Origin of the sequence: Pseudomonas fluorescens (genome assembly GCF_019212185.1) — a bacterium.
GTDB lineage: Bacteria > Pseudomonadota > Gammaproteobacteria > Pseudomonadales > Pseudomonadaceae > Aquipseudomonas.
Window position 1 is genome coordinate 601,116 of record NZ_CP078138.1, and the last position, 22,857, is coordinate 623,972.

The 22,857-nt window shown below is 59.3% G+C and carries 17 protein-coding genes and 1 pseudogene; 15 read left to right on the forward strand and 3 right to left on the reverse strand.

Translation table 11 applies throughout. The features are described 5' to 3' along the window. Window positions 1-110 precede the first annotated feature (110 nt). Window positions 111-2,552 (reverse strand): penicillin-binding protein 1A, encoded by a 2,442-nt coding sequence (locus tag KW062_RS02615; protein ID WP_371321439.1) that lies wholly within the window; start codon window positions 2,550-2,552, stop codon window positions 111-113. A 218-nt stretch (window positions 2,553-2,770) separates the two neighbouring features. On the opposite strand from KW062_RS02615, the gene pilM reads away from it, so the two are divergent. From pilM to KW062_RS02675, 12 genes and pseudogenes are all read left to right on the forward strand, one after another. Beyond that, window positions 2,771-3,811, forward strand: coding sequence for a type IV pilus assembly protein PilM (gene pilM, locus KW062_RS02620; RefSeq protein WP_027617424.1), 1,041 nt, complete (start codon window positions 2,771-2,773; stop codon window positions 3,809-3,811). Then, window positions 3,811-4,380 (forward strand): PilN domain-containing protein, encoded by a 570-nt coding sequence (locus KW062_RS02625; RefSeq protein WP_105754048.1) that lies wholly within the window; start codon window positions 3,811-3,813, stop codon window positions 4,378-4,380. The genes pilM and KW062_RS02625 overlap by 1 nt, the downstream gene beginning before the upstream one ends. Continuing rightward, complete coding sequence (locus tag KW062_RS02630) at window positions 4,377-4,988, forward strand: type 4a pilus biogenesis protein PilO (RefSeq protein WP_027617426.1); 612 nt, start codon at window positions 4,377-4,379, stop codon at window positions 4,986-4,988. The genes KW062_RS02625 and KW062_RS02630 overlap by 4 nt, the downstream gene beginning before the upstream one ends. Further along, window positions 4,985-5,512, forward strand: a complete 528-nt coding sequence (locus KW062_RS02635; RefSeq protein ID WP_105754047.1) for a pilus assembly protein PilP — start codon at window positions 4,985-4,987, stop codon at window positions 5,510-5,512. Before KW062_RS02630 ends, KW062_RS02635 begins: the two co-directional genes overlap by 4 nt. Before the next feature lie 121 nt (window positions 5,513-5,633). Further along, a pseudogene (locus KW062_RS02640) lies at window positions 5,634-6,857 on the forward strand (type IV pilus secretin PilQ); the annotation flags it as partial. Window positions 6,858-6,861: 4 nt separating this feature from the next. Then, window positions 6,862-7,380: a shikimate kinase AroK gene (aroK, locus tag KW062_RS02645; RefSeq protein ID WP_027617428.1), complete on the forward strand. Its 519-nt coding sequence runs from the start codon at window positions 6,862-6,864 to the stop codon at window positions 7,378-7,380. Between the two features lie 148 nt (window positions 7,381-7,528). Then, a complete protein-coding gene (gene aroB, locus KW062_RS02650; RefSeq protein WP_027617429.1) occupies window positions 7,529-8,629 on the forward strand; it encodes a 3-dehydroquinate synthase in 1,101 nt (366 codons plus the stop codon). A 10-nt stretch (window positions 8,630-8,639) separates the two neighbouring features. Then, entirely contained in the window at window positions 8,640-10,229 is a 1,590-nt protein-coding gene (locus KW062_RS02655; protein ID WP_105754045.1) for an SPOR domain-containing protein, read from the forward strand. A gap of 348 nt (window positions 10,230-10,577) precedes the next feature. After that, window positions 10,578-15,023, forward strand: a complete 4,446-nt coding sequence (gene gltB / locus KW062_RS02660) for a glutamate synthase large subunit (RefSeq protein WP_105754044.1) — start codon at window positions 10,578-10,580, stop codon at window positions 15,021-15,023. 33 nt (window positions 15,024-15,056) lie between these two features. Beyond that, on the forward strand, window positions 15,057-16,475 hold the full coding sequence (locus KW062_RS02665; protein WP_027617432.1) for an FAD-dependent oxidoreductase: 1,419 nt from the start codon (window positions 15,057-15,059) through the stop codon (window positions 16,473-16,475). Window positions 16,476-16,727: 252 nt separating this feature from the next. After that, entirely contained in the window at window positions 16,728-17,795 is a 1,068-nt protein-coding gene (gene hemE, locus KW062_RS02670; RefSeq protein WP_027617433.1) for a uroporphyrinogen decarboxylase, read from the forward strand. A gap of 118 nt (window positions 17,796-17,913) precedes the next feature. Then, on the forward strand, window positions 17,914-18,261 hold the full coding sequence (locus KW062_RS02675; RefSeq protein WP_027617434.1) for a YgiW/YdeI family stress tolerance OB fold protein: 348 nt from the start codon (window positions 17,914-17,916) through the stop codon (window positions 18,259-18,261). 44 nt (window positions 18,262-18,305) lie between these two features. Here KW062_RS02675 and KW062_RS02680 read toward each other — a convergent pair whose 3' ends face one another. Further along, window positions 18,306-19,535 carry an MFS transporter gene (locus KW062_RS02680; protein ID WP_306218831.1) on the reverse strand — a complete coding sequence of 410 codons (1,230 nt, stop codon included), beginning with the start codon at window positions 19,533-19,535 and terminating at the stop codon, window positions 18,306-18,308. A gap of 166 nt (window positions 19,536-19,701) precedes the next feature. On the opposite strand from KW062_RS02680, the gene KW062_RS02685 reads away from it, so the two are divergent. Next, a complete protein-coding gene (locus tag KW062_RS02685) occupies window positions 19,702-20,589 on the forward strand; it encodes a LysR family transcriptional regulator (protein WP_027617436.1) in 888 nt (295 codons plus the stop codon). A 10-nt stretch (window positions 20,590-20,599) separates the two neighbouring features. Here KW062_RS02685 and KW062_RS02690 read toward each other — a convergent pair whose 3' ends face one another. Beyond that, window positions 20,600-20,959 (reverse strand): DUF6124 family protein, encoded by a 360-nt coding sequence (locus KW062_RS02690; protein ID WP_105754042.1) that lies wholly within the window; start codon window positions 20,957-20,959, stop codon window positions 20,600-20,602. A 398-nt stretch (window positions 20,960-21,357) separates the two neighbouring features. Here KW062_RS02690 and KW062_RS02695 point away from each other — a divergent pair, with 398 nt between their 5' ends. Together KW062_RS02695 and KW062_RS02700 are read left to right on the forward strand one after the other, a co-directional pair. Continuing rightward, complete coding sequence (locus KW062_RS02695) at window positions 21,358-21,957, forward strand: helix-turn-helix domain-containing protein (RefSeq protein WP_027617438.1); 600 nt, start codon at window positions 21,358-21,360, stop codon at window positions 21,955-21,957. Next, complete coding sequence (locus KW062_RS02700; RefSeq protein ID WP_027617439.1) at window positions 21,947-22,819, forward strand: queuosine precursor transporter; 873 nt, start codon at window positions 21,947-21,949, stop codon at window positions 22,817-22,819. The genes KW062_RS02695 and KW062_RS02700 overlap by 11 nt, the downstream gene beginning before the upstream one ends. The last annotated feature ends 38 nt before the right edge of the window (window positions 22,820-22,857 follow it).

Here is a 22,857-nt window from a genome sequence, read left to right on the forward strand (position 1 = left end):
GGGTTGTACCGGCCCTTTCGCGGGCAAGCCCGCTCCCGCAGAGAGCACCTCAGCAGTCAATAAAAAGCCCCGCACTCCTCACGGAGGCGGGGCTTTTTGGCTGGGCCAGATCAGAACAGATCGATCGGCGCCACTTCATCCGCCGGCAGCGGGCTGCCAGGTGCGGTGCCGTTGCCCAGCTCGCTGCCATTGGGCGGCGTGTCTTCGGCCTTGAACAGTTCGAAGTAGGCGCCTGGTGTGCCTGGGGAGGCGGCGCGGCCGCTGATCGGGTCGACGCGCAGGCTGAGGATGCCCTCAGGCTCTGGCTGGGTGTGGGGCGGCTTGTCCTTGAGGGCGGCGCCCATGTAGCTCATCCAGATCGGCAGCGCGACGGTGCCGCCGAACTCGCGTCGGCCGAGGCTTTCGGGTTGATCGAAGCCAGTCCAGACGGTGGTCACGTAATCGCCGTTGTAGCCCGAGAACCAGGCATCCTTGGATTCGTTGGTGGTCCCGGTCTTGCCGGCCAGGTCGGTGCGACCCAGCGCCAGGGCGCGACGCCCGGTGCCAAGTTTGATCACGTCCTGCAGCATGCTGTTGAGAATATAGGTGGTGCGGGCATCGACAATCCGCTCGGCGACCGCAGGCGCCTGCTCGGTGGCAGCGGTTGTGGCCGGTGCTTCGCCAGGTGTCGGGTTGATGGTGAACGCCTCGTCGGTAGGTGCTGCGATGCCGCTGGTGGCGGTGTCGCCCTTGGGCACGCTTGGCGGGTTGGCGACGAACAGTGTGTCGCCATTGCGGCTTTCGATCTTGTCGATGATGTACGGACTGATCTTATAGCCGCCGTTGGCAAAGGTGCTCCAGCCGGTGGCAATTTCCATCGGCGTCAGGGTGGCGGTGCCCAATGCCAGGGACAGGTTGGGTGGCAGGTCCTGTTTGTTGAAGCCGAAGCGGCTGATGTAGTCGATGGTCTTGCCGACGCCCATGGCCTGCAGCAGGCGGATCGACACCAGGTTGCGCGACTTGTATAGCGCCTCGCGCAGACGGATCGGGCCGAGGAAGGTGTTGGTGTCGTTCTTTGGTCGCCAGACCTTGTCCAGGTACTCGTCGACAAACACGATCGGTGCGTCGTTGACCAGTGTGGAGGCAGTGTAGCCACTGTCCAGGGCGGCGCTGTAGACGAACGGTTTGAAGCTGGAGCCCGGTTGACGCTTGGCCTGCATGGCGCGGTTGTAGTTGCTTTGCTCGAAGGCGAAGCCGCCGACCAGGGCGCGAATGGCGCCGTTTTGTGGGTCCAGCGAGACCAGGGCGCTTTGGGCGGCTGGCAGCTGTTTGAACTTCAGGCTGCTATCGGCTTGGCGCTGCACCCGAATCAGGTCGCCGATCTGTGCCACATCCGACGGCTGGCGTGGATTCGGGCCCATGCTGTTGGTGTTCAGGAAGGGGCGCGCCCACTTCATGCTGTCCCAGGAAACATGTTCGGTCCCGCTGCGGGTCAGGACCTGCAGGCCGTTCTTGTCGACTTCGCTGACAATGGCCGGCTCAAGGCTGCTGATGGTCCGTTGCTTGGTCAGCTCAGTGGCCCAGGCGTCCGGGGTCTTGCCCGGCAGTCGGGATTCCGGGCCGCGGTAGCCGTGACGCTGGTCGTAGGTAATCAGGCCTTCGTGGACGGCGGTGTTGGCCATTTCCTGCAGGTTGCTCGGCACCGTGGTGGTGACGCGGAAACCTTCGGTGTAGGCATCGGCGCCGTAGCGGCCGACCATTTCGGCGCGGGCCATTTCGGCAATGTACGGTGCGTTCACTTCCGGGGTTGGCACGTGGTAGCTGGCATTCAGCGGTTCGTTGATCGCCGCCTGATACGCCGCCTCGTCGATTTTCCCGAGCTTGTACATGCGGCCCAGGATCCAGTCGCGACGCTCTTTACTGCGTGCCGGGTTGGCCAGCGGGTTGAAGCGCGAAGGGGCCTTGGGCAGGCCGGCGATCATCGCCATCTGCGCCAGACTGACGTCGCGGATCGATTTGCCGTAGTACACCTGCGCCGCCGCCTCGATGCCATAGGCGCGGTTACCCAGGTAGATCTTGTTCACGTACAGCTCGAGGATCTCGTCCTTGCTCAGCTGTCGTTCGATTTGCAGGGCCAGCAGGATCTCGGTGGTCTTGCGCGAGAAGCTGCGTTCGCTGGTCAGGAAGAAGTTCTTTGCCACCTGCATGGTGATGGTGCTGCCGCCGGACTGAATATGTCCGCTCTTGACCAGTTGGGTCGCGGCGCGCATCAGGCTGCTTGGATCGACCCCATAGTGGTTGAGGAAGTTGTCGTCCTCAGCACTTAGTAACGCATTGATGAAGTTGGGGGGAATGTCGGCAAAACGGATTGGATTGCGGCGCATTTCGCCGAATTCTGCGATCAACTTGTCGTCGCTGCTGTAGACCCGCAACGGAATCTGCAACTGGATACTTCTGAGCGCCTCCACCGACGGCAGTCCAGGACTAAGGTAGAGGAACGCGCCGCTCAGACCCAGAAGCAGTCCGCAGAAAATGGCGACGATGGACCACCCGAAAAATTTCAGCAGACGAATCAAGGCTTTTGGATATCCAGGGCAAAGAATGAATTTGGCGTCAGGGCATTCAGGGTAAACAAGGCTCGACCTGCGCTTGAAGAAAGCGGAGAAAAACGCTGGGCATTATAAGCATTTTTCCGCCAACAGCGCAGTTGGCGGCTGGGTCAAGGCACTGGCATTGGACGCCGGTCGCCATCAAGAGTTCGTAACTCACGGAAAGTCATAGGGAATTGCCAATGCCGGGAGTCTTCAGCAAAAAACCTCGAATGTTATTGGGTCTCGATATCGGCTCTACCTCGGTCAAGCTGCTCGAGCTTGGCGGCACGAGTTCGCGATATCAGGTGGAGGCGTTCGCAATAGAGCCTTTGCCGGCGAATGCGCTGGTTGAGAGGAGTATCACCGAGCCCGAGTTGGTCGGGCGCGCGGTATCAAGGTTGGTGACCAAGGCTCATGCCCGCTCCCGGCATGTCGCCGTGGCGGTTTCCGGACCGGCGGTCATCACCAGAGTGTTGGAGATGCCCGCAGGGCTGTCAGCCGATGAGTTGGAAAATCAGCTGAGAATCGATGCTGACCAGTACGTCCCTTATCCCCTGGATGATGTAGCGCTCGATTTTCAGGTAATCGGCGCCTGCGCGGACAATCCCGGGCGAGTCAATGTGCTGGTGGCTGCCTGTCGAAGGGAGCGTGTCGAGTTGTTGGAGGCGGTACTTGATCTGGCAGGGTTAGTGCCCGCTGTGGTGGATGTCGAAGCCCATGCGTGGCAGCGGGCCGTCACCTTGTTGTCCGGCACGCAGCGGCCTGCCGTGGCATTGATTGATATAGGCACTCACCTGACCACGCTGCATGTATTGAGTGAAGGCCTGATCGTCTTCAGCCGCGAGCACCTGTTTGGTGGTCAACAACTCGCTGAGAATATTCAGCGACAACACGGTCGGGAGAGTGAGCCGGTTGTGCGGATGGAGGAATGGTCTGACGGCTGCTCGGGTGAAATCCTCCAGCCCAGCTGTGAGGCGCTGTTGCAGCAAATTTCTCGTTCGCTGCAGTGGTACATCGATTCGGACTCAGCGCGGAAGGTCGAGCGCGTCCTGCTGGCCGGCGGAGGTGCCTCGATTGACGGTCTGGCGCCGATGATTGAGCGATGCCTGAAAGTTCCCACGCAGGTGGCCAACCCCTTTACCAGCATGACACTGGCTGCCCAGGTGAACCCGGCCTCCCTTGCCGACGCCGCCCCTGCCTTGATGATTGCCTGTGGTCTGGCATTGAGGAGTTTTGACTGATGACTCGCATCAATCTGTTGCCGTGGCGCGAAGCTCGGCGTGAGGCGGGCCGCAGGCGTTTTCTGCTGGTGTTGGGCGGCGTAGTGCTGCTGTCGGCAGGCAGTATCGTCCTGGGGGATCGCTACATCAATCATGCAATCGAGCGCCAGGCCGCGCGTAATGCTTATGTCGTCCAGCAAATCAGTGCGCTTGAGGAGCGGGTGGGGCAACTCAATGAGTTGAAATCGAGGCGCGCGCAGTTGGTTGAGCGGATGCGAATTATCCAGGGGCTGCAAGGGCAGCGATCAGGCGCCGCGCAAGTCTTCGATCAGTTGGCCAGGACCCTTCCTGATGAGGTGTATTTCACCGACCTGCAATGGCGCGATCGGACGTTGGTCATCAATGGTGTGGCCGCTTCCAACCAGCATGTTTCCGAACTGTTGCGCAATCTCGATGCCGCCGAGGTGTTTGACGCTCCAAGTCTGACCGAGATCAAGGTTGCCGGCGACGGATCGGGCAAACACGCGGCCAGTTTGTTCCGTCTCAGCGTTCGTCAGACCGAAACACTGCCTGTGGCGTCGAGGTCATGAGTGTTCTCGTGAAGTTGGCTCGATTCGAGTTCAGTCGTGACGACCTGCACGGTGCGGGGTCCCGGCCGCGAGCGCTCAGGGCTTTGATAGGCGTGTTGTTGATGCTGATTCTGCTGGTGTCGGGCTACACCGTTCACTTGCGTGATCGGCAGGGTCAACTGGAGAACGCTCGCGGTGAAGAGCGCGATCGTAAGCAGCAATTCGCGAACAGAGTCGCCCAGCTCGGCAATGTGCAGCTCTATCTCGACCAGGTTCAGGATATGCAGCACTCGTTCGACGAATTATTGCGGCAACTGCCCAGCGACACTGAAGTCCCGGGATTGCTGGAGGATATATCCCGTGCCGGATCAGTCGGTGGCCTGCAGTTTGAGGAAATCCGACTACTACCCGAAGAGGCTCAGCCGTTTTACCTCGAATTGCCGATTCAAATTACTGTAGTTGGCGACTATCACGGTCTGGCGACGTTCGTCAGTGCAGTATCCGCTCTGCCACGGATCGTCACCTTGCACGACTTCAGCCTGGCACCGGTTAGTCGGGCGGATGGCGCCATGCTGCGTTTGAATATCCTGGCCCGGACTTATCGCTATCACGAAGGGCATCAGCTGTGAGGCCGCTGCGCTGGGGCGCGCCTGTTGCTTTCCTTATCGGGCTTGGCGGCTGCGGCGAGGGGCAGGGCTTCGTTGATCTGGATGGCTTCATGGATGAAGTACGGTTGAAATCGCCTGACAGTATCGAGCCAATCCCGACCTACCCCTCATTACCGCCATTTTTCTACGACGCCGTCTCGTTACGCAGTCCGTTCCTGCCACCGTCCGGGACCGCTTTTGCGGCTCAGGACGCAGGGCGAACAAGGGTAAGTCCGGATCCACTGCGGATCCGCCACCCCCTTGAACGTTTTGCTGTCGAGCAGTTCGTGATGGTGGGAACCATGGCGAATGCGGCGGGTGCCTCGGCGCTGCTGCGTGTGGCGGGCGGCGTACATCGATTGCAGGTGGGGGACTACCTGGGGCGCGATGACGGGCGGATCGTGTCGATCAGTGAAACCCGGGTCGATCTGCTGGAAATCGTTGCCGATGGCGAAAACGCCTGGCGCGAGCAACCGCGATCCATCTCCTTGAACGTGCGCTCATAGTGGAAGCCAGACAATGAACAGGATTCTTTCCACCCTCGGTTTCGTGCTGGGTTTTGCGTTGCTGTCGGCGACCGCCCAAGCGGTCATTCACCCGATGCACGGCGTTGTCGAACCGGATGGGTATCGCGGCGACAAGCTGTCGTTGAATTTTCAGGACATTGAGGTGCGCTCGGTGCTGCAGCTCATAGCCGATTTCACTCAGCTCAATCTGGTGGCCAGCGATGCCGTGCAAGGCAGCATCACGTTGCGCCTCCACGACGTGCCCTGGGACCAGGCTCTGGATCTGGTGCTCAAGACCAAGGGCCTGGACAAGCGTCAGGTTGGCAATGTGTTGTTGGTCGCTCCGGCACAAGACATCGCAAACCGCGAGCGCCAGGAGCTTGAATCGCAACAGCGCGTAGCCGAACTGGCGCCCTTGCGGCGAGAGCTTTTGCAGGTCAACTACGCCAAGGCGGCGGATATCGCTCAGCTATTCCAGTCAGTCACCGGAGTCAGGCCTGTAGAGCGGGGTTCGCTGACCGTTGACGACCGGACCAATAACATCATTGCGTACCAGACCCAGGAACGTCTGGACGAGTTACGGCAAATCGTCGCTCAGTTGGACGTTCCGGTGCGCCAGGTGATGATTGAAGCGCGCATCGTCGAGGTGAACGTGGATTACGACAAAAGCCTTGGGGTGCGCTGGGGTGGATCGATTCGGCGAGGCAACTGGAGGGCTTCGGGTGCAGGGAGTCCAGGTGAGTCCGGTAGTGCGCCGTTCGTCGACATGGGCGCAGTAGGTGCCACCTCGGGGCTGGGGGTCGGGTTCGTCAGCGACAACCTATTACTCGACCTGGAGCTGACCGCAATGGAAAAAACCGGCAACGGTGAAATTATCTCCCAGCCCAAAGTGCTTACGTCCGACAAGGAGGTCGCGAAAATCCTCAAGGGCACCGAGATCCCCTATCAGCAGGCCGGCGCCAACGGCGCGACCTCGGTCTCTTTCAAGGAGGCCTCGCTGTCGCTGGAAGTCACTCCGCAGATCACGCCGGACAACCGCATCATCATGGTGGTCAAGGTGACCAAGGATGAGCCTGATTACTTGAATAAAGTGCAGGATGTGCCGCCTATCAGGAAAAACGAGGTCAATGCCAAGGTGCTCGTAATCGATGGTGAAACCATCGTTATTGGTGGGGTTTTCTCAAATACTCAAAGCAAGGTCGTAGATAAGGTGCCATTTCTCGGTGATGTGCCGTATCTTGGCCGCCTTTTCCGGCGTGACGTGGTGGCGGAGAAAAAATCCGAGCTGCTGGTATTTCTCACTCCGCGTATCATGAATAACCAGGCGATTGCTGTGAGTCATTGATTCTGTGCGAAATTTGATTCTTGTTGGGCCGATGGGTGCGGGTAAAAGCACCATCGGTCGCTTGCTGGCCAAAGAGCTGCGTCTGCCGTTCAAGGATTCCGATAAGGAAATTGAATTGCGCACAGGCGCCAATATCCCGTGGATCTTCGATAAAGAAGGCGAACCCGGCTTCCGTGATCGCGAGCAGGCAATGATCGCCGAGCTCTGTGAGCTCGATGGCGTGGTGCTGGCGACTGGTGGCGGTGCCGTGATGCGTGAAGCCAACCGTCACGCGCTGCATGCCGGCGGGCGGGTGGTGTATTTGCATGCTTCGGTCGAGCAGCAGGTCGGGCGCACGGCGCGTGACCGCAATCGTCCATTGCTGCGCACCGCCGATCCGGCTAAAACCCTGCGTGATCTGCTGACGCTGCGCGATCCGCTATATCGGGAAATCGCCGACGTCGTGGTGGAAACCGATGAGCGGCCGCCGCGCATGGTCGTGCTGGATATTCTGGAACGCTTGCAGCAACTGCCTCCCCGTTAATTCAGGGCGCGAAATGCGCTATCCTCGGCGTCGCGTCATGATGGCCGGCGAGTGTGGCGCATCAGCAACGGGCAACGTCACACAGGCAGACGTTACCCGTCGATAGCGCAAGGCGGGACGCCTGATTCCAACTTTTCTGTGGGGACACATGCAGACACTTAAGGTCGATCTAGGCGAGCGTAGCTACCCGATTCATATTGGTGAAGGGTTGCTGGATCAGCCCGAGCTGCTGGCGCCGCATATCGCAGGGCGGCAAGTGGCAATTATCTCCAACGAGACGGTTGCGCCGCTTTATCTGGAGCGTCTGACCCGCAGCCTCGCAGGTTATTCAGTGATTTCCGTGGTGTTGCCCGACGGCGAAGCCTTTAAGACCTGGGAAACCCTGCAAACCATTTTCGATGGCTTGCTGACCGCGCGCCATGATCGGCGCACCACCGTGATCGCTCTGGGCGGCGGGGTGATTGGCGATATGGCCGGTTTTGCCGCGGCCTGCTACCAGCGTGGGGTCGATTTCATTCAGGTGCCGACCACCCTGTTGTCGCAAGTCGACTCGTCGGTGGGCGGCAAGACCGGTATCAACCATCCGCTGGGCAAGAACATGGTCGGTGCCTTCTATCAGCCCAACGTGGTGCTGATCGATACCGCGACCCTCAATACGCTGCCGGCCCGCGAGCTCTCCGCCGGGCTGGCCGAAGTGATCAAATACGGGCTGATCTGCGATGAGCCCTTCCTGACCTGGCTCGAAGAAAACGTCGATCGCCTGCGGGCGCTCGACCAGGACGCCCTGACCTACGCCATCGAGCGCTCTTGCGCGGCCAAGGCGGCGGTGGTCGGTGCCGACGAGCGTGAATCCGGTGTGCGGGCCACGCTGAACCTGGGCCATACCTTCGGCCACGCCATCGAAACCCACATGGGCTATGGTGTCTGGCTACACGGTGAGGCAGTCGCTGCTGGCACCGTGATGGCGCTGGACATGTCAGCACGCCTCGGCTGGATCACGGCCCAGGAGCGCGATCGGGGCATTGCCCTGTTCCAGCGCGCCGGGTTGCCGGTCATTCCTCCCGAGGAGATGACCGAGGCGGATTTTCTCGAGCACATGGCAATTGACAAGAAAGTAATCGACGGACGTTTGCGCCTGGTGTTGTTGCGCCGCATGGGTGAAGCAGTTGTCACCGACGATTATCCGAAAGAGATTTTACAGGCAACGCTGGGAGCGGATTACCGCGCCCTGGCTCAGCTTAAAGGTTAATAAGATCCCGATGACCAGTTTGCATGCCGACGAGGCGTTCCTAGGCCACTTCCAGCTGAACCATGACCCCTTCGCTCCGCGGGTGCCTGGCTTCAAGTTTTTCCCTGCCCAGCGCAAATCTGTGCTCGGACAGTTGCACCATCTGGCCCGTTACAGCCAGTTGCTGTTGGTGGTCACCGGCCCCTTGGGCAGCGGCAAGACTTTGCTGCGCCAGGCGCTGGTTGCCAGCACCAACAAGCAGTCGGTGCAGAGTGTGGTTGTGTCCGCCCGTGGCGCCGGTGATGCGGCAGGTGTATTGCGGCAGGTGGCGCAGGCACTGGACGTTGCCGACGCAGAGGTGGGGGCAATTCTCAAGCAGGTGGTGCAACTCGCACTGACCGGCCAGGAAGTCTACATGCTGGTGGACGATGCCGAGCAGCTCGACGAGTCGGCCCTGGAAGTCTTGCTGGCCTTGGCTGCCGGTGCGCCGGAAGGGCGTCCCCATGTGTTCCTGTTTGGCGAGCCTTCTCTGATCGCCGGTCTGGATCAGTTGAGCGCCGAAGAAGAGCGTTTCCACGTTATCGAATTGCAGCCTTACACCGAAGAAGAGACTCGGGAATACCTCGGGCAGCGTCTCGAGGGTGCGGGCCGTGGAATCGAACTTTTCACCGCAAATCAGATCTCTGAGATTCACGAAAGCTCCGAGGGCTGGCCTGGAAACATCAATCAGGTGGCTCGCGATGCGATGATCGAAGCCATGATCGCCAGCCGTTCTGCGGTGAAGCGTCCAAGTATGGGGTTCAACATGCCGAAGAAACACGTATTGGCGATATCTGCCGTGGTCGTGGTTGCGGTGGCTGCCGCCTGGCTCTTGCCGGGTCGCAGCAAAGCACCAACCACCGGTGCGCCGGCTAACGAGCAGGCGCAATTGCCCCTGGGCCAGGGTGCCAATGGTGCTGCGCCGTCGGTCGAATTTGCCGGCAATACCCAGCCCATGCCGTTGCCGTTGGTCGGGCAATCGCAGCCGGTCATGCGCGGTCCATTGGCTGAGGAAGCCGGTGGCATTACCGAAGGTGACGATGGCGTTCCGGTGCCTGGGTCCAGCTCGGTGCCACCGACCGTGACCACTATCGCCCCGCCTGCTGGCGTTGCAGCTGGCCCGGCACCAGCACCGGCGGCCAAACCTGTTCCAGCCCCGACGCAAGTCGCCGTTGCCAAGCCAACCCCTGCGCCAGTCGCCAAGCCAGCTCCAGCCCCTGTGGTTAAGCCTGCGCCGGTGACCAAACCGGTCGAGAAGCCGGCAACTGTCGCAAAAGCGACACCGGCGGCAGCTGGCGGCACCTGGTACGCCGGTCAGAAGCCTGGCAATTACGTCGTGCAGATTCTCGGCACCAGCTCCGAAGCGGCGGCACAGAGCTTCGTCAAGGAGCAGGGCGGTGAGTACCGTTACTTCAAGAAAGTCCTGAACGGCAAGCCGCTTTACGTCATCACCTATGGCAACTTCGCCAATCGCGATGCGGCCGTATCTGCCATCAAGGCCTTGCCAGCGAAGGTTCAGGCTGGTAAACCTTGGCCTCGCTCTGTCGCCAGCGTCCAACAGGAACTGGCAACAGCTCGCTGAAGATTCGGCGGCCTTACCCAGGCCGCCTCTCCCGGCACCTCAAAATTTCTACAAGGCATGCTGCCCTGGAGGCCGCGTGCCTTGTGGTGTCTGCGTCACAGTAGTCTTTGAGTCGTGCGGTCAAAATTGAAAAAAGTTTTGACTAGCACAGTAGATAGCTTTAAACCTTTCATAAATGCGACATGAATTTGCGACATTTCGTCGTCAAATTTGTGGGCGTCTGTGTCGGTGTGTACAATGACCTCCCTTTTGCCCCCGCAAAGCTGGCGTTCGTTCGGCGTGGATGGTAAGTGGTTGAATTGAAAAGAAATTTGCCTCGATAAGAGGCAGCCTGGTGAGAAAGTGTCTATGAAAGCAGGTCTGTACCAACCAGATGAATTCAAGGATAACTGCGGCTTCGGCCTGATAGCCCATATGCAGGGCGAGCCCAGTCATACCCTTTTGCAAACGGCCATTGAGGCCCTGACCTGCATGACCCACCGTGGTGGGATCAACGCCGACGGCAAGACCGGTGACGGTTGCGGTCTGCTTATTCAGAAGCCGGACCAGTTCCTGCGAGCGATCGCCCAGGAAACCTTCGGCGTCGAAATGCCCAAGCAATATGCAGTGGGCATGGTGTTTTTCAACCAGGATCCGGTGAAAGCCGAAGCTGCTCGCGAGAACATGAACCGCGAGATCCTGGCTGAGGGCCTGCAATTGATCGGCTGGCGCAAAGTGCCAATCGACACCAGCGTGCTCGGGCGCCTGGCCCTGGAGCGTTTGCCGCAGATCGAGCAAGTGTTCATCGGTGGTGATGGCCTGAGCGATCAGGACATGGCCATCAAGCTGTTCAGCTCCCGTCGTCGCTCGTCCGTGGCCAACGCCGCCGACACCGACCACTACGTCTGCAGCTTTTCCCACAAGACCATTATCTACAAAGGCCTGATGATGCCGGCGGACCTCACCGCCTTCTATCCAGACCTCAGCGACCAGCGCCTGCAAACCGCAATCTGCGTGTTCCACCAGCGCTTCTCCACCAACACTTTGCCGAAATGGCCGTTGGCCCAACCGTTCCGCTTCCTGGCGCACAACGGCGAGATCAACACCATCACCGGCAACCGCAACTGGGCCCAGGCCCGTCGCACCAAGTTCACCAACGATTTGATGGACCTGGAAGAGCTCGGCCCGCTGGTTAACCGCGTGGGTTCCGACTCCTCGAGCATGGACAACATGCTGGAGCTGATGGTCACCGGCGGTATCGACCTGTTTCGTGGCGTGCGGATGATCATTCCGCCAGCGTGGCAGAACGTCGAGACCATGGACCCGGACCTGCGTGCGTTCTACGAATACAACTCGATGCACATGGAACCGTGGGACGGCCCGGCCGGCGTGGTCATGACCGATGGTCGCTACGCGGTGTGCCTGCTCGACCGTAACGGTCTGCGTCCGGCGCGCTGGGTCACCACCAAGAACGGCTTCATCACCCTGGCCTCGGAAATCGGCGTCTGGAACTACCAGCCTGAAGACGTGATTGCCAAGGGCCGCGTTGGTCCGGGGCAGATCTTTGCCGTGGACACTGAAACCGGGCAGATCCTCGACACTGACGCGATCGACAACCGCCTGAAGTCCCGTCATCCGTACAAGCAATGGCTGCGCAAGAATGCCCTGCGTATCCAGGCGACCATGGAAGACAACGACCACGGCTCGGCGTTCTACGACGTCGATCAGCTCAAGCAATATATGAAGATGTACCAGGTCACCTTCGAGGAGCGTGACCAGGTACTGCGTCCATTGGGCGAGCAAGGCTACGAAGCCGTGGGCTCGATGGGCGACGATACGCCGATGGCCGTGCTGTCCCAGCGCGTGCGCACGCCGTACGACTACTTCCGCCAGCAGTTCGCGCAGGTGACCAACCCGCCGATCGACCCGCTGCGTGAAGCCATCGTCATGTCGCTGGAGATCTGCCTCGGTGCCGAGCGCAACATCTTCCAGGAGTCGCCGGAGCATGCCTCGCGCGTGATCCTCAGCTCGCCGGTAATCTCGCCGGCCAAGTGGCGCTCGCTGATGAACCTCGATCGCCCGGGCTTTGAACGCCAGGTCATCGACCTCAACTACGACGAGGCCCTGGGCCTTGAAGCTGCGGTGCGCAACATCGCTGACCAGGCCGAAGAGGCCGTGCGTGCCGGTCGGACTCAGATCGTCCTGAGCGACCGCCACATTGCGCCCGGCAAACTGCCGGTCCACGCTTCGTTGGCCACCGGCGCGGTGCACCACCGTCTGACGGAAAAAGGCCTGCGTTGCGACTCCAACATCCTGGTCGAGACCGCCACCGCGCGCGATCCTCACCACTTCGCAGTGTTGATCGGCTTCGGTGCGTCGGCGGTCTATCCGTTCCTGGCCTACGAAGTGCTGGGTGACCTGATCCGTACCGGTGAAGTGCTGGGCGACCTCTATGAGGTGTTCAAGAACTACCGTAAAGGCATCACCAAGGGCCTGTTGAAGATCCTCTCGAAGATGGGCATCTCGACCATCGCTTCGTACCGTGGTGCACAGTTGTTTGAGGCCATCGGTCTGTCCCAGGAAGTCTGCGACCTGAGCTTCCGTGGCGTGCCAAGCCGCATCAAGGGTGCACGTTTCGTCGACATCGAAGCCGAGCAGAAAGCCCTGGCCGTTGAAGCCTGGAGCCCGCGCAAGCCGATCCAGCAAGGCGGCCTGCTGAAGTTCGTCCACGGTGGCGAATACCACGCCTACAACCCGGACGTGGTCAACACCCTGCAAGCCGCTGTACAGCAGGGCGACTACAGCAAGTTCAAGGAATACACGACGCTGGTGGACAACCGTCCGGTGTCGATGATCCGCGACCTGTTCAAGGTCAAGACCCTCGATACGCCGCTGGACCTCAGCGAAGTCGAGCCGCTGGAGTCGGTGCTCAAGCGCTTTGACTCCGCCGGTATCTCGCTGGGCGCACTGTCGCCGGAAGCTCACGAAGCCCTGGCCGAAGCCATGAACCGCCTGGGGGCGCGTTCTAACTCCGGTGAAGGTGGTGAAGACCCGGCGCGCTACGGCACCATCAAGAGCTCGAAAATCAAGCAGGTGGCCACCGGCCGTTTCGGTGTAACCCCGGAATACCTGGTTAACGCCGAAGTGCTGCAGATCAAGGTCGCCCAGGGCGCCAAGCCGGGCGAGGGTGGTCAATTGCCAGGCGGCAAGGTCAACGGTCTGATCGCCAAACTGCGTTATGCCGTGCCGGGCGTGACTCTGATTTCGCCGCCACCGCACCACGACATCTACTCGATCGAAGACTTGTCGCAGCTGATTTTCGACCTGAAACAGGTCAACCCGAAGGCGCTGGTCTCGGTGAAACTGGTGGCAGAAGCGGGCGTCGGCACCATCGCTGCCGGTGTGGCCAAGGCCTATGCCGACCTGATCACCATCTCCGGCTACGACGGCGGCACCGGTGCATCGCCGCTGACCTCGATCAAGTACGCCGGTGCGCCGTGGGAACTCGGCCTGGCCGAAACCCACCAGACCCTGCGCGGCAACGACCTGCGCGGTAAAGTCCGGGTACAAACCGACGGTGGCCTGAAAACCGGCCTCGACGTGATCAAGGCGGCCATCATCGGCGCTGAAAGCTTCGGCTTCGGCACCGCGCCAATGATCGCCCTGGGCTGCAAGTACCTGCGTATTTGCCACCTGAACAACTGCGCCACCGGCGTGGCAACGCAGAACGAGAAGCTGCGCAAGGATCACTACATCGGCACCGTCGACATGGTGGTGAACTTCTTCACCTACGTCGCCGAGGAAACTCGTGAGTGGCTGGCCAAGCTGGGCGTGCGTTCCCTCGAGGAACTGATCGGCCGTACCGATCTGCTGGAAATCCTCGAAGGCCAGACTGCCAAGCAGCACCACCTGGATCTGACGCCATTGCTCGGCAGCGATCACGTTCCGGCCGACAAGCCGCAGTTCTGCCAAGTCGATCGCAACCCGCCGTTCGACAAGGGCCTGCTGGCCGAGAAGATGGTCGATATGGCCACTTCGGCGATCAATGACCTGAGCGGCGCCGAATTCGCCCTGGATATCTGCAACTGCGACCGTTCCATTGGTGCGCGGATCTCCGGCGAAATCGCCCGCAAACACGGCAACCAGGGTATGGCCAATGCGCCAATCACCTTCCGCTTCAAGGGCACTGCCGGGCAGAGCTTCGGCGTGTGGAACGCCGGCGGCCTGAACATGTACCTGGAAGGCGACGCCAACGACTACGTCGGCAAGGGCATGACCGGCGGCAAGCTGGTCATCGTGCCGCCAAAAGGTAGCGTCTACCGCACGCAGGACAGTGCCATTATCGGCAACACCTGCCTGTACGGCGCCACGGGCGGCAAGCTGTTCGCCGCCGGTACTGCGGGTGAGCGTTTCGCCGTGCGTAACTCCGGTGCCCACACCGTCGTGGAAGGCACTGGCGATCACTGCTGCGAGTACATGACCGGTGGTTTCGTCTGCGTCCTGGGCAAGACCGGTTACAACTTCGGCTCTGGCATGACCGGCGGTTTCGCCTATGTGCTCGACCAGGACAACAGCTTCGTTGACCGGGTCAACCACGAACTGGTGGAAATCCAGCGGATCAGCGGCGAGGCGATGGAAGCCTATCGCAGCCACCTGCAGAACGTGCTGAACGAGTACGTCGAGGAAACCGATAGCGAGTGGGGTCGTGAACTCGCCGAGAACCTTGATGACTATCTGCGTCGTTTCTGGCTGGTCAAGCCGAAGGCTGCCAACCTGAAGTCGTTGCTTTCCAGCACCCGTGCCAACCCGCAGTGATATGCGCCTGAAGAGTTTGATGAGGTTTTAACAATGGCTGAACGTCTGAATAATGACTTCCAGTTCATCGAGGTCGGGCGCAAGGATCCGAAGAAGAAACTGTTGCGTCAACGCAAGAAAGAGTTCGTGGAAATCTACGAACCGTTCAAACCTCAGCAGTCGGCCGACCAGGCCCACCGCTGCCTGGGTTGCGGTAACCCGTATTGCGAATGGAAGTGCCCGGTGCACAACTTCATTCCCAACTGGCTGAAGCTGGTGGCCGAGGGCAACATCCTCGCCGCCGCCGAACTGTCGCACCAGACCAACACCCTGCCGGAAGTCTGCGGCCGGGTGTGCCCGCAGGACCGTCTGTGCGAGGGTGCCTGTACCCTCAACGACGGTTTCGGCGCGGTGACCATTGGTTCGGTGGAGAAGTACATCACCGATACCGCCTTTGCCATGGGCTGGCGTCCGGACATGTCCAAGGTCAAGCCGACCGGCAAGCGCGTCGCGATCATTGGCGCGGGCCCGGCGGGCCTGGGCTGTGCCGACGTACTGGTGCGCGGTGGCGTGACCCCGGTGGTGTTCGACAAGAACCCGGAAATCGGTGGCCTGCTGACCTTCGGCATCCCCGAGTTCAAGCTGGAAAAGACCGTGCTGAGCAATCGTCGCGAAGTCTTCAGCGGCATGGGCATCGAATTCCGCCTTAACACTGAGGTCGGCAAGGACGTGACCATGGAGCAACTGCTCGAGGAATACGATGCCGTGTTCATGGGCATGGGCACCTACACCTACATGAAGGGCGGCTTTGCCGGTGAGGACCTGCCGGGCGTCTACGACGCGCTGGACTTCCTGATCGCCAACGTCAATCGCAACCTGGGTTTTGAAAAGTCGCCGGAAGATTTCGTCGACATGAAAGGCAAGAAGGTTGTGGTGCTGGGCGGCGGCGACACGGCCATGGACTGCAACCGTACGTCGATCCGCCAGGGCGCCAAGTCGGTGACCTGCGCCTACCGTCGTGACGAAGCGAACATGCCGGGCTCGCGCAAAGAGGTGAAGAACGCCAAGGAAGAAGGCGTGAAGTTCCTCTACAACCGCCAGCCGATCGCCATTGTTGGTGAAGACAAGGTCGAAGGCGTGAAGGTAGTCGAGACCCGTCTCGGCGAGCCGGACGCCCGTGGCCGTCGCAGCCCCGAGCCGATCCCGGGTTCCGAAGAGATCATCCCGGCCGACGCCGTGGTCATCGCCTTCGGTTTCCGCCCAAGCCCGGCGCCGTGGTTCGAGCAGTTCAGCATTCAGACCGACAGCCAGGGCCGCGTCGTGGCGCCGGAACAAGGTCAGTACAAGCACCAGACCAGCAACCCGAAAATCTTCGCCGGTGGCGACATGGTGCGCGGTTCCGATCTGGTGGTAACCGCGATCTTCGAAGGCCGCAATGCCGCCGAAGGGATCCTGGATTACCTGGGCGTATAAAACCGATTTCGATTTGAAATGGGATCAAATGTGGGAGCGAGCCTGCTCGCGAAAGCGGTCTGTCAGCCAACATCAATGTTGGATGTACCGGCCCCTTCGCGAGCAGGCTCGTTCCCACAGTTGTTTCGCGGAGTTGCTAAACTCCGTATTTCATTGCGACAAATTGACCCGATAGACAAAAGGCTGACCTGCATTCGTGCCTTTTGCGTCCGGCTCTGAGAAAATGCCCGCACTTTTTTTCCGGATGCCGACATGACTGCCCTGAAGAACGACCGTTTCCTTCGCGCCCTGCTCAAGCAACCCGTAGACGTCACGCCCGTGTGGATGATGCGTCAGGCCGGTCGCTACCTGCCTGAATACCGCGCCAGCCGCGCCAAGGCCGGTGACTTCATGAGCCTGTGCATGAACCCATCGTTCGCTTGCGAAGTCACGTTGCAGCCGCTCGACCGTTATCCACAGCTGGATGCGGCGATCCTGTTCTCCGATATTCTGACCATCCCCGATGCCATGGGCCAGGGCCTGTACTTCGAAACCGGTGAAGGTCCGCGCTTCAAGAAAGTCGTCAGCACCCTGGCCGACATCGAAGCTCTGCCAATTCCAGATCCGCACAAAGACCTCGGCTACGTGATGGACGCAGTCAGCACCATCCGTCGCGAACTGAATGGCCGTGTGCCGCTGATCGGTTTTGCCGGCAGCCCGTGGACCCTGGCCACCTACATGGTCGAAGGCGGCTCGTCGAAAGACTACCGCAAGACCAAAACCATGCTCTACGACAACCCGCAGGCCCTGCACCTGTTGCTGGACAAGCTGGCCCAGACCGTCACCAGCTACCTCAACGGCCAGATTATGGCGGGCGCGCAAGCGGTGCAGATCTTCGACAGCTGGGGCGGTAGCCTGTCGGCGGCGGCCTACCAGGAGTTCTCCCTGGCCTACATGAAGAAAATCGTCAGCGGCCTGATTCGTGAGCACGAAGGGCGCAAGGTGCCGGTGATCCTGTTCACCAAGGGCGGTGGCCTGTGGCTGGAAAGCATCGCCGATGCCGGTGCAGATGCACTGGGCCTGGACTGGACTTGCGACATTGGCAGCGCCCGCGAGCGCGTCGGCAGCAAAGTCGCCCTGCAAGGCAACATGGACCCGACCGTGCTGTACGCCAAGCCAGAAACCATTCGCAGCGAAGTCGGGCGGATCCTCGCCAGCTACGGCAAAGGCAGCGGCCACGTGTTCAACCTCGGCCACGGCATCACCCCGGAAGTCGATCCGGAACACGCCGGTGCCTTCCTGCGTGCGGTGCACGAGTTGTCGGCGCAGTATCACGAGTGATCGTGACCCGATAAAAAACGCCCGGCAAATGCCGGGCGTTTTTTTGCACGCAGATTAAGTTTCAATTCAGCGAGCCTGTTTACGCTGAGTCCATCGAAATCCAGATGGAACCATCGCCATGAAAGCACACTACCTCGCTCTGCTCGTTGCCCCCCTGTTCAGCACCGCGGTCCTGGCTGCCGGTTACACCGGGCCGGGTGCCGAGCCCATCACCACGGTGGCCGCGGCCAACGAAGCGGCTGACGACACGCCTGTCGTCCTGCAGGGCTTTGTGGTGAAGAAGCTGAACAACGACGACAAATACGAGTTCAAGGATTCCAGCGGTACGGTCACCGTTGAAATCGATGATGAGGACCTACCGGCGGTCGCCTTCAACGACAAAACCCGGGTCAAGCTGACCGGTGAAGTGGAAAAGGGCCTGCTCAAGCGTGAGATCGATGTCGATCGGGTGGAAATTCTCAACTAAGACCGTGTTTCTCCCCAAGGGCCGCCATGCGGCCCTTTTTTGCGTCAGGACTTGGCGCTCTCTGCCAGGGTCGGCAACTTCGCCAGCTTCAATGCGACCAGCAGTGCAATCACCAGCAGCGTGCCGATGAACAACCCGATGCCGTTCCAGCCGCCCTGGTGCCAGAACACGCCGCCCACCGTGCCGGCGATGCTTCCCCCGGCGTAGTAGCTGAACAGGTACAGCGACGATGCCTGGCCCTTGGCTTTGGTGGCGCGGCGGCCGATCCAGCTGCTGGCGACCGAATGTGCGCCGAAGAAGCCGAAGGTGAAGATCAGCATGCCGAGAATCACCAGCGGCAGCGGGCTGAGCATGGTCACCGCGAGACCGGCGAGCATCAGCACAATAGTGCCCCACAGCACTTTACGGCGTCCCAGGCGGTCCGCCAGCGAGCCGATTTTCGCCGAACTGTAGATCCCCGACAGGTACACCACCGACAGCAGCCCGACGAAGGCCTGGTCCATGTGGTAAGGCGCGGCCAGCAGGCGGTAGCCGATGTAGTTGAACAGGGTGACGAAGGCGCCCATCAGCACAAAGGCCTCAAGGAACAGCAGCGGCAGGCCGGCGTCGCGAAAGTGCATGGTGAAGCCGTCCAGCAGGCTGCGCGGGTGCAGGGAACGTGAGCGGAAGTTGCGCGACTCGGGCAGGACTTTCCAGAACAGCGCGGCGGCGATCAGGGCCAGACCGCCGATCACCAGCATCGCGGTGTGCCAACTGACGAAGTCGATCAGCACCCCGACGATCAATCGTCCGCTCATCCCGCCAATGGCATTGCCGCCGATGTACAGGCCCATCGCCAGGCCGATGTGTTGTGGATGAATTTCTTCGCTCAGGTAAGTCATGGCCACCGCCGCCAGCCCGCTCAGGGACAGGCCGGTCAGGGCGCGCATCAGCAGAATGCCTTCCCAGGTCGGCATCAGCGCGCTGGCCAGGGTGCAAAGGGCAGCGGCGAACAACGCGGCGACCATCACCGGCTTGCGCCCGATGCGGTCGGAGATGGGGCCGGTGATCAGCAGGCCGATGGCGAGCATGCCGGTGGAGACCGAAAGGATCAGGCTGCTCTGCGCCGCGTTGATCGAAAACTCCTGGGAGAACATCGGCATCATCGGCTGCACGCAGTACAGCAGGGCGAAGGTCGCGAAGCCGCCGCAGAACAGCGCCAGCACCGTGCGCAGGAACATCGGCGTGCCTTTTTCGATGTAGATCTCGTTCAGCGAATTGAGTTGATCGTCCAGCGCGGTGGGGGGGAGATCATGGGCGAGTGGCGCAGCAACAGTTTTCACGGGGACCTCGGGAGTACAGGGCACAGCAGGCAATGGAAAAAGCATATAGCCGGCTAATGTTTCTATCCAATATATTGTTCGACCTGTTTGATAGCTTTCACGACCTAATGGAAATCCCATGGAATTGCGTCATCTGCGCTACTTCATCGCCGTCGCCGAAGAACTGCATTTTGGCCGCGCCGCACAGGCACTGGGCATCTCTCAGCCGCCGCTGAGCCAGCAGATCCAGGTGCTGGAGCAGGAAGTGGGCGCGCGTCTGTTCGAGCGTACCAATCGTCGGGTCGAGCTCAGCGAGGCGGGGCGTTTGTTTCTCGAGGAGGCGCGGCTGGTGCTGGCGCAAGTCGACAAGGCGGCGGACGTCGCGCGACGGGCGCAACTCGGTGAGCTGGGCGAACTGAAAATCGGCTTCACCTCGTCGGCGCCCTTCAACTCGACCATTCCGCAAGCGATCTTCGGCTTTCGCCAGCGCTTCCCGGCAGTGCATCTGAACCTGCGGGAAATGAGCAGCACCCAGGTGGCCGATGCGCTGGTGGACGAGTCAATCCAGATCGGCATCATGCGCCCCCTGCCGTTGCCGGATTCGCTGCAGGTAGTCGAGCTCAACCGTGAACCACTGGTGGCGGTCCTCAGCTCCAAGGATCCGCTGTCGCTGGGCAGCGAGGAAGGCTTGTTCCTCTCGGCCCTGGCCCATGAGCCTTTCGTGTTTTTCCCGCGCAGCTACGGCAGCGGTCTGTACGCGCAACTGCTGAGCCTGGCCCGCGACGCCGGCTTCAGCCCGCATTTCGCCCAGGAAGCCGGAGAAGCCATGACCATCATCGGCCTGGTGGCGGCGGGCCTGGGCGTCTCGGTACTGCCGGCGTCCTACCAACGCATGCGCATCGACGGCGTGGTCTACCGCCCCTTGCTCGACCCGGCGGCGGAGACGGCGGTGTGGCTAGTCCAGCGCAAGGACCAGAAATCGCCGATGGCGCGAGCGTTTGTCGAGTTGCTGACGAGCAGGGTGTAGTGGTTGGACGTTACGACGCTTTGGGTAATCCATCGGGTTGCTCCAGATCGTCTAGAACACGATTGACCAACAACTCGCCCAGTACGGCCAATTGCTGAATCGCCAGCGCCACATTACGCCGTGAACCCTCCAACTCGTACGCCAGATCGGTGCTCATGGCATTGAGCGAAGCCAGGGTTTCACTGGCATGACAGAGCAGGGATTCGGTGTCGACGTTTGGGTTGATGGTGAAGATGTGGCTGATGGGGTCAATTTTGCCAGGTTGCCGCAACCGTGCGCTGACAGTGCGCCCGCTGAGTTCGGCCAACTTGGAAATGTCAACATCCAGCGCCTCTTGCGATACTGGTGAGTCGGGGAAGTTTGTTTTCATGCCGGAGCTCCTTGCAGGGCTTCAAGAAGTATTGGCCCAAGGCTGATAGTCGCAATTGAATGGTGGCTACAAGACGTGACGAGCCTAACTAAGTGTCAATCATATAATCAATGAAATTCATCAAAATAATGCACATTGGTTAAGTCTAGTGGGTGTCTTCCAGGTGTCTGTAGGGTGATTCATAAAAGTTCGTTTAAAGTTGAGCGGCCTGCAGGATTTTCTGTTTTGATATTTCTGTAAGTAAAATCCATTCTTTTTGTAGTACGCGTCCGCTTATAAAAAATCCCGCGTCGAGTGCTATTGTTTGAGTCCGAATGCCATGTTTGTATTGGGAGTTTTGATTGGTCGTCTGCTTGAGGCCGAAAAAATATTGAATGGGTGAAGGTGGTGTTCTAAAGATGCACAGAAAAGAAAAGTCCGAGAGGTTGAAGAGTAATGTCAGGTATCTGATAGAAAGCCGTGGGGAGACGCGCCTTTCCTTGTGCAACGCCAGCGGTTTGACCAGAACGACGATTTACAACATTCTCGAGGGTCGCGTTGTGAATGTTCAGCAATCGACCATCAGGAAAATATCCGACTTCTTTGGTGTGTCTTGCACGGAAATAGAGATCGTTGATTTCGAAGAGAAAGAAACACTGGAAAGCAGTTATTCGGTGTTTGGAAATATGAATCCTGCCGCCGTTCCCATCATCATGGAGAGCGCTGTCGTTTCTAGTCTTGATAAGAAGATAGGTCAGCTGATCGTATCTCATCCACTGACCTACTATTTTGGTGCCGCAAGTAATCTGATAGGGGTTTTGCTGGAAAGTGACGTTGGCGGATCAAGCGAGCCGGGGGATCTGCTGATCGTTAGAAAAGGCTTTTGGAGTGGCGAAGGCGAAGGTCTGGTGTACGACTTGATGACGAAAACGGTGTGCGTTGTTCGGGGCGAAAATTTTGATGAGCGTATGACTGGTGTGGTCGGGGAAATTGTTGAGGAGCGGTTCAATGGCGATTGATTTAGGGGAGGTAAAGTACAAGCTTTTGGGGTTTGAGAATCACAAGGCTCTCGCCGTTTTGATGGTGGTGTCGACGGGTAAAGTATTCAAAATATCGTTGCGTGATCTTTTGAAAAGCGAGGTGCTGGATGAGCTAAGTAGGTCGGAAGTTAAGGGTATTTACCGAAAGTACTATTCGAACAGAGATGCGCCGACGGCTTATGAGATCAGTGATCGGCACGAAAGGTCGTGGATGACTTACGTGGTGCTTAATTTGGCTCTGTTTGCGCTTTATATATTTACCAATGTTGCTTCTGCGAAGCTTGTATATCTTGAGTATTTTGATGTTGTTGTGACCCCAGGGGTTTTTCTCTACCCGCTGACATTTTTGATAGTTGATCTATTGAACGAGTCGTACGGACTGCGACTGGCGAGAAAAGCGATACTGTTTGCTTTCTTGAGCAATGCTTTCATTCTTGGTTTGCTGATGAGCAGTAGCCTATTGCCGGGGATGACTGGTTGGCAACTGGATAAGCCCTATAGCGACGTTGTCAATCATGTCATAGCTGCTTTGGTCGCGTCATCCGTATCATTTATAATTTCCGAGTATGTTAATTCTTATTTGCTTTGTAAAATCAAAGAGTTAACGAACTCAAGGTTTTTGTTCTTGCGGGTTTTCTTGAGTACCTTTTTTGCGGTGATTATAGATAGCTTTGTTTTCTGCTTCATTGCGTTCTATGGGTCAATGGATAATGAGCAGATTATGGAAATTATCTATGTCCAGATCATCATAAAAATGTGCTTCGCAGTTTTCAATGTGCTGCCCGCCTATGGTGCAAGGTCGTTGTTCAAAAAGTATATTTCCAACGGGCGGGCTGCGTGAGGGACGGATCTATCTGCTTCCGAACATCTTGATACTGA

What these genes read in the sequence shown, in the direction of transcription:
- pilM (WP_027617424.1), top strand. Translation starts at nt 2,771, where the DNA reads ATGCCGGGAGTCTTCAGCAAAAAACCTCGAATGTTATTGGGTCTCGAT.
- KW062_RS02625 (WP_105754048.1), top strand. Translation starts at nt 3,811, where the DNA reads ATGACTCGCATCAATCTGTTGCCGTGGCGCGAAGCTCGGCGTGAGGCG.
- KW062_RS02630 (WP_027617426.1), top strand. Translation starts at nt 4,377, where the DNA reads ATGAGTGTTCTCGTGAAGTTGGCTCGATTCGAGTTCAGTCGTGACGAC.
- aroB (WP_027617429.1), top strand. Translation starts at nt 7,529, where the DNA reads ATGCAGACACTTAAGGTCGATCTAGGCGAGCGTAGCTACCCGATTCAT.
- KW062_RS02655 (WP_105754045.1), top strand. Translation starts at nt 8,640, where the DNA reads ATGACCAGTTTGCATGCCGACGAGGCGTTCCTAGGCCACTTCCAGCTG.
- gltB (WP_105754044.1), top strand. Translation starts at nt 10,578, where the DNA reads ATGAAAGCAGGTCTGTACCAACCAGATGAATTCAAGGATAACTGCGGC.
- KW062_RS02665 (WP_027617432.1), top strand. Translation starts at nt 15,057, where the DNA reads ATGGCTGAACGTCTGAATAATGACTTCCAGTTCATCGAGGTCGGGCGC.
- hemE (WP_027617433.1), top strand. Translation starts at nt 16,728, where the DNA reads ATGACTGCCCTGAAGAACGACCGTTTCCTTCGCGCCCTGCTCAAGCAA.
- KW062_RS02675 (WP_027617434.1), top strand. Translation starts at nt 17,914, where the DNA reads ATGAAAGCACACTACCTCGCTCTGCTCGTTGCCCCCCTGTTCAGCACC.
- KW062_RS02685 (WP_027617436.1), top strand. Translation starts at nt 19,702, where the DNA reads ATGGAATTGCGTCATCTGCGCTACTTCATCGCCGTCGCCGAAGAACTG.
- KW062_RS02690 (WP_105754042.1), bottom strand. Translation starts at nt 20,959, where the DNA reads ATGAAAACAAACTTCCCCGACTCACCAGTATCGCAAGAGGCGCTGGAT.
- KW062_RS02695 (WP_027617438.1), top strand. Translation starts at nt 21,358, where the DNA reads ATGCACAGAAAAGAAAAGTCCGAGAGGTTGAAGAGTAATGTCAGGTAT.
- KW062_RS02700 (WP_027617439.1), top strand. Translation starts at nt 21,947, where the DNA reads ATGGCGATTGATTTAGGGGAGGTAAAGTACAAGCTTTTGGGGTTTGAG.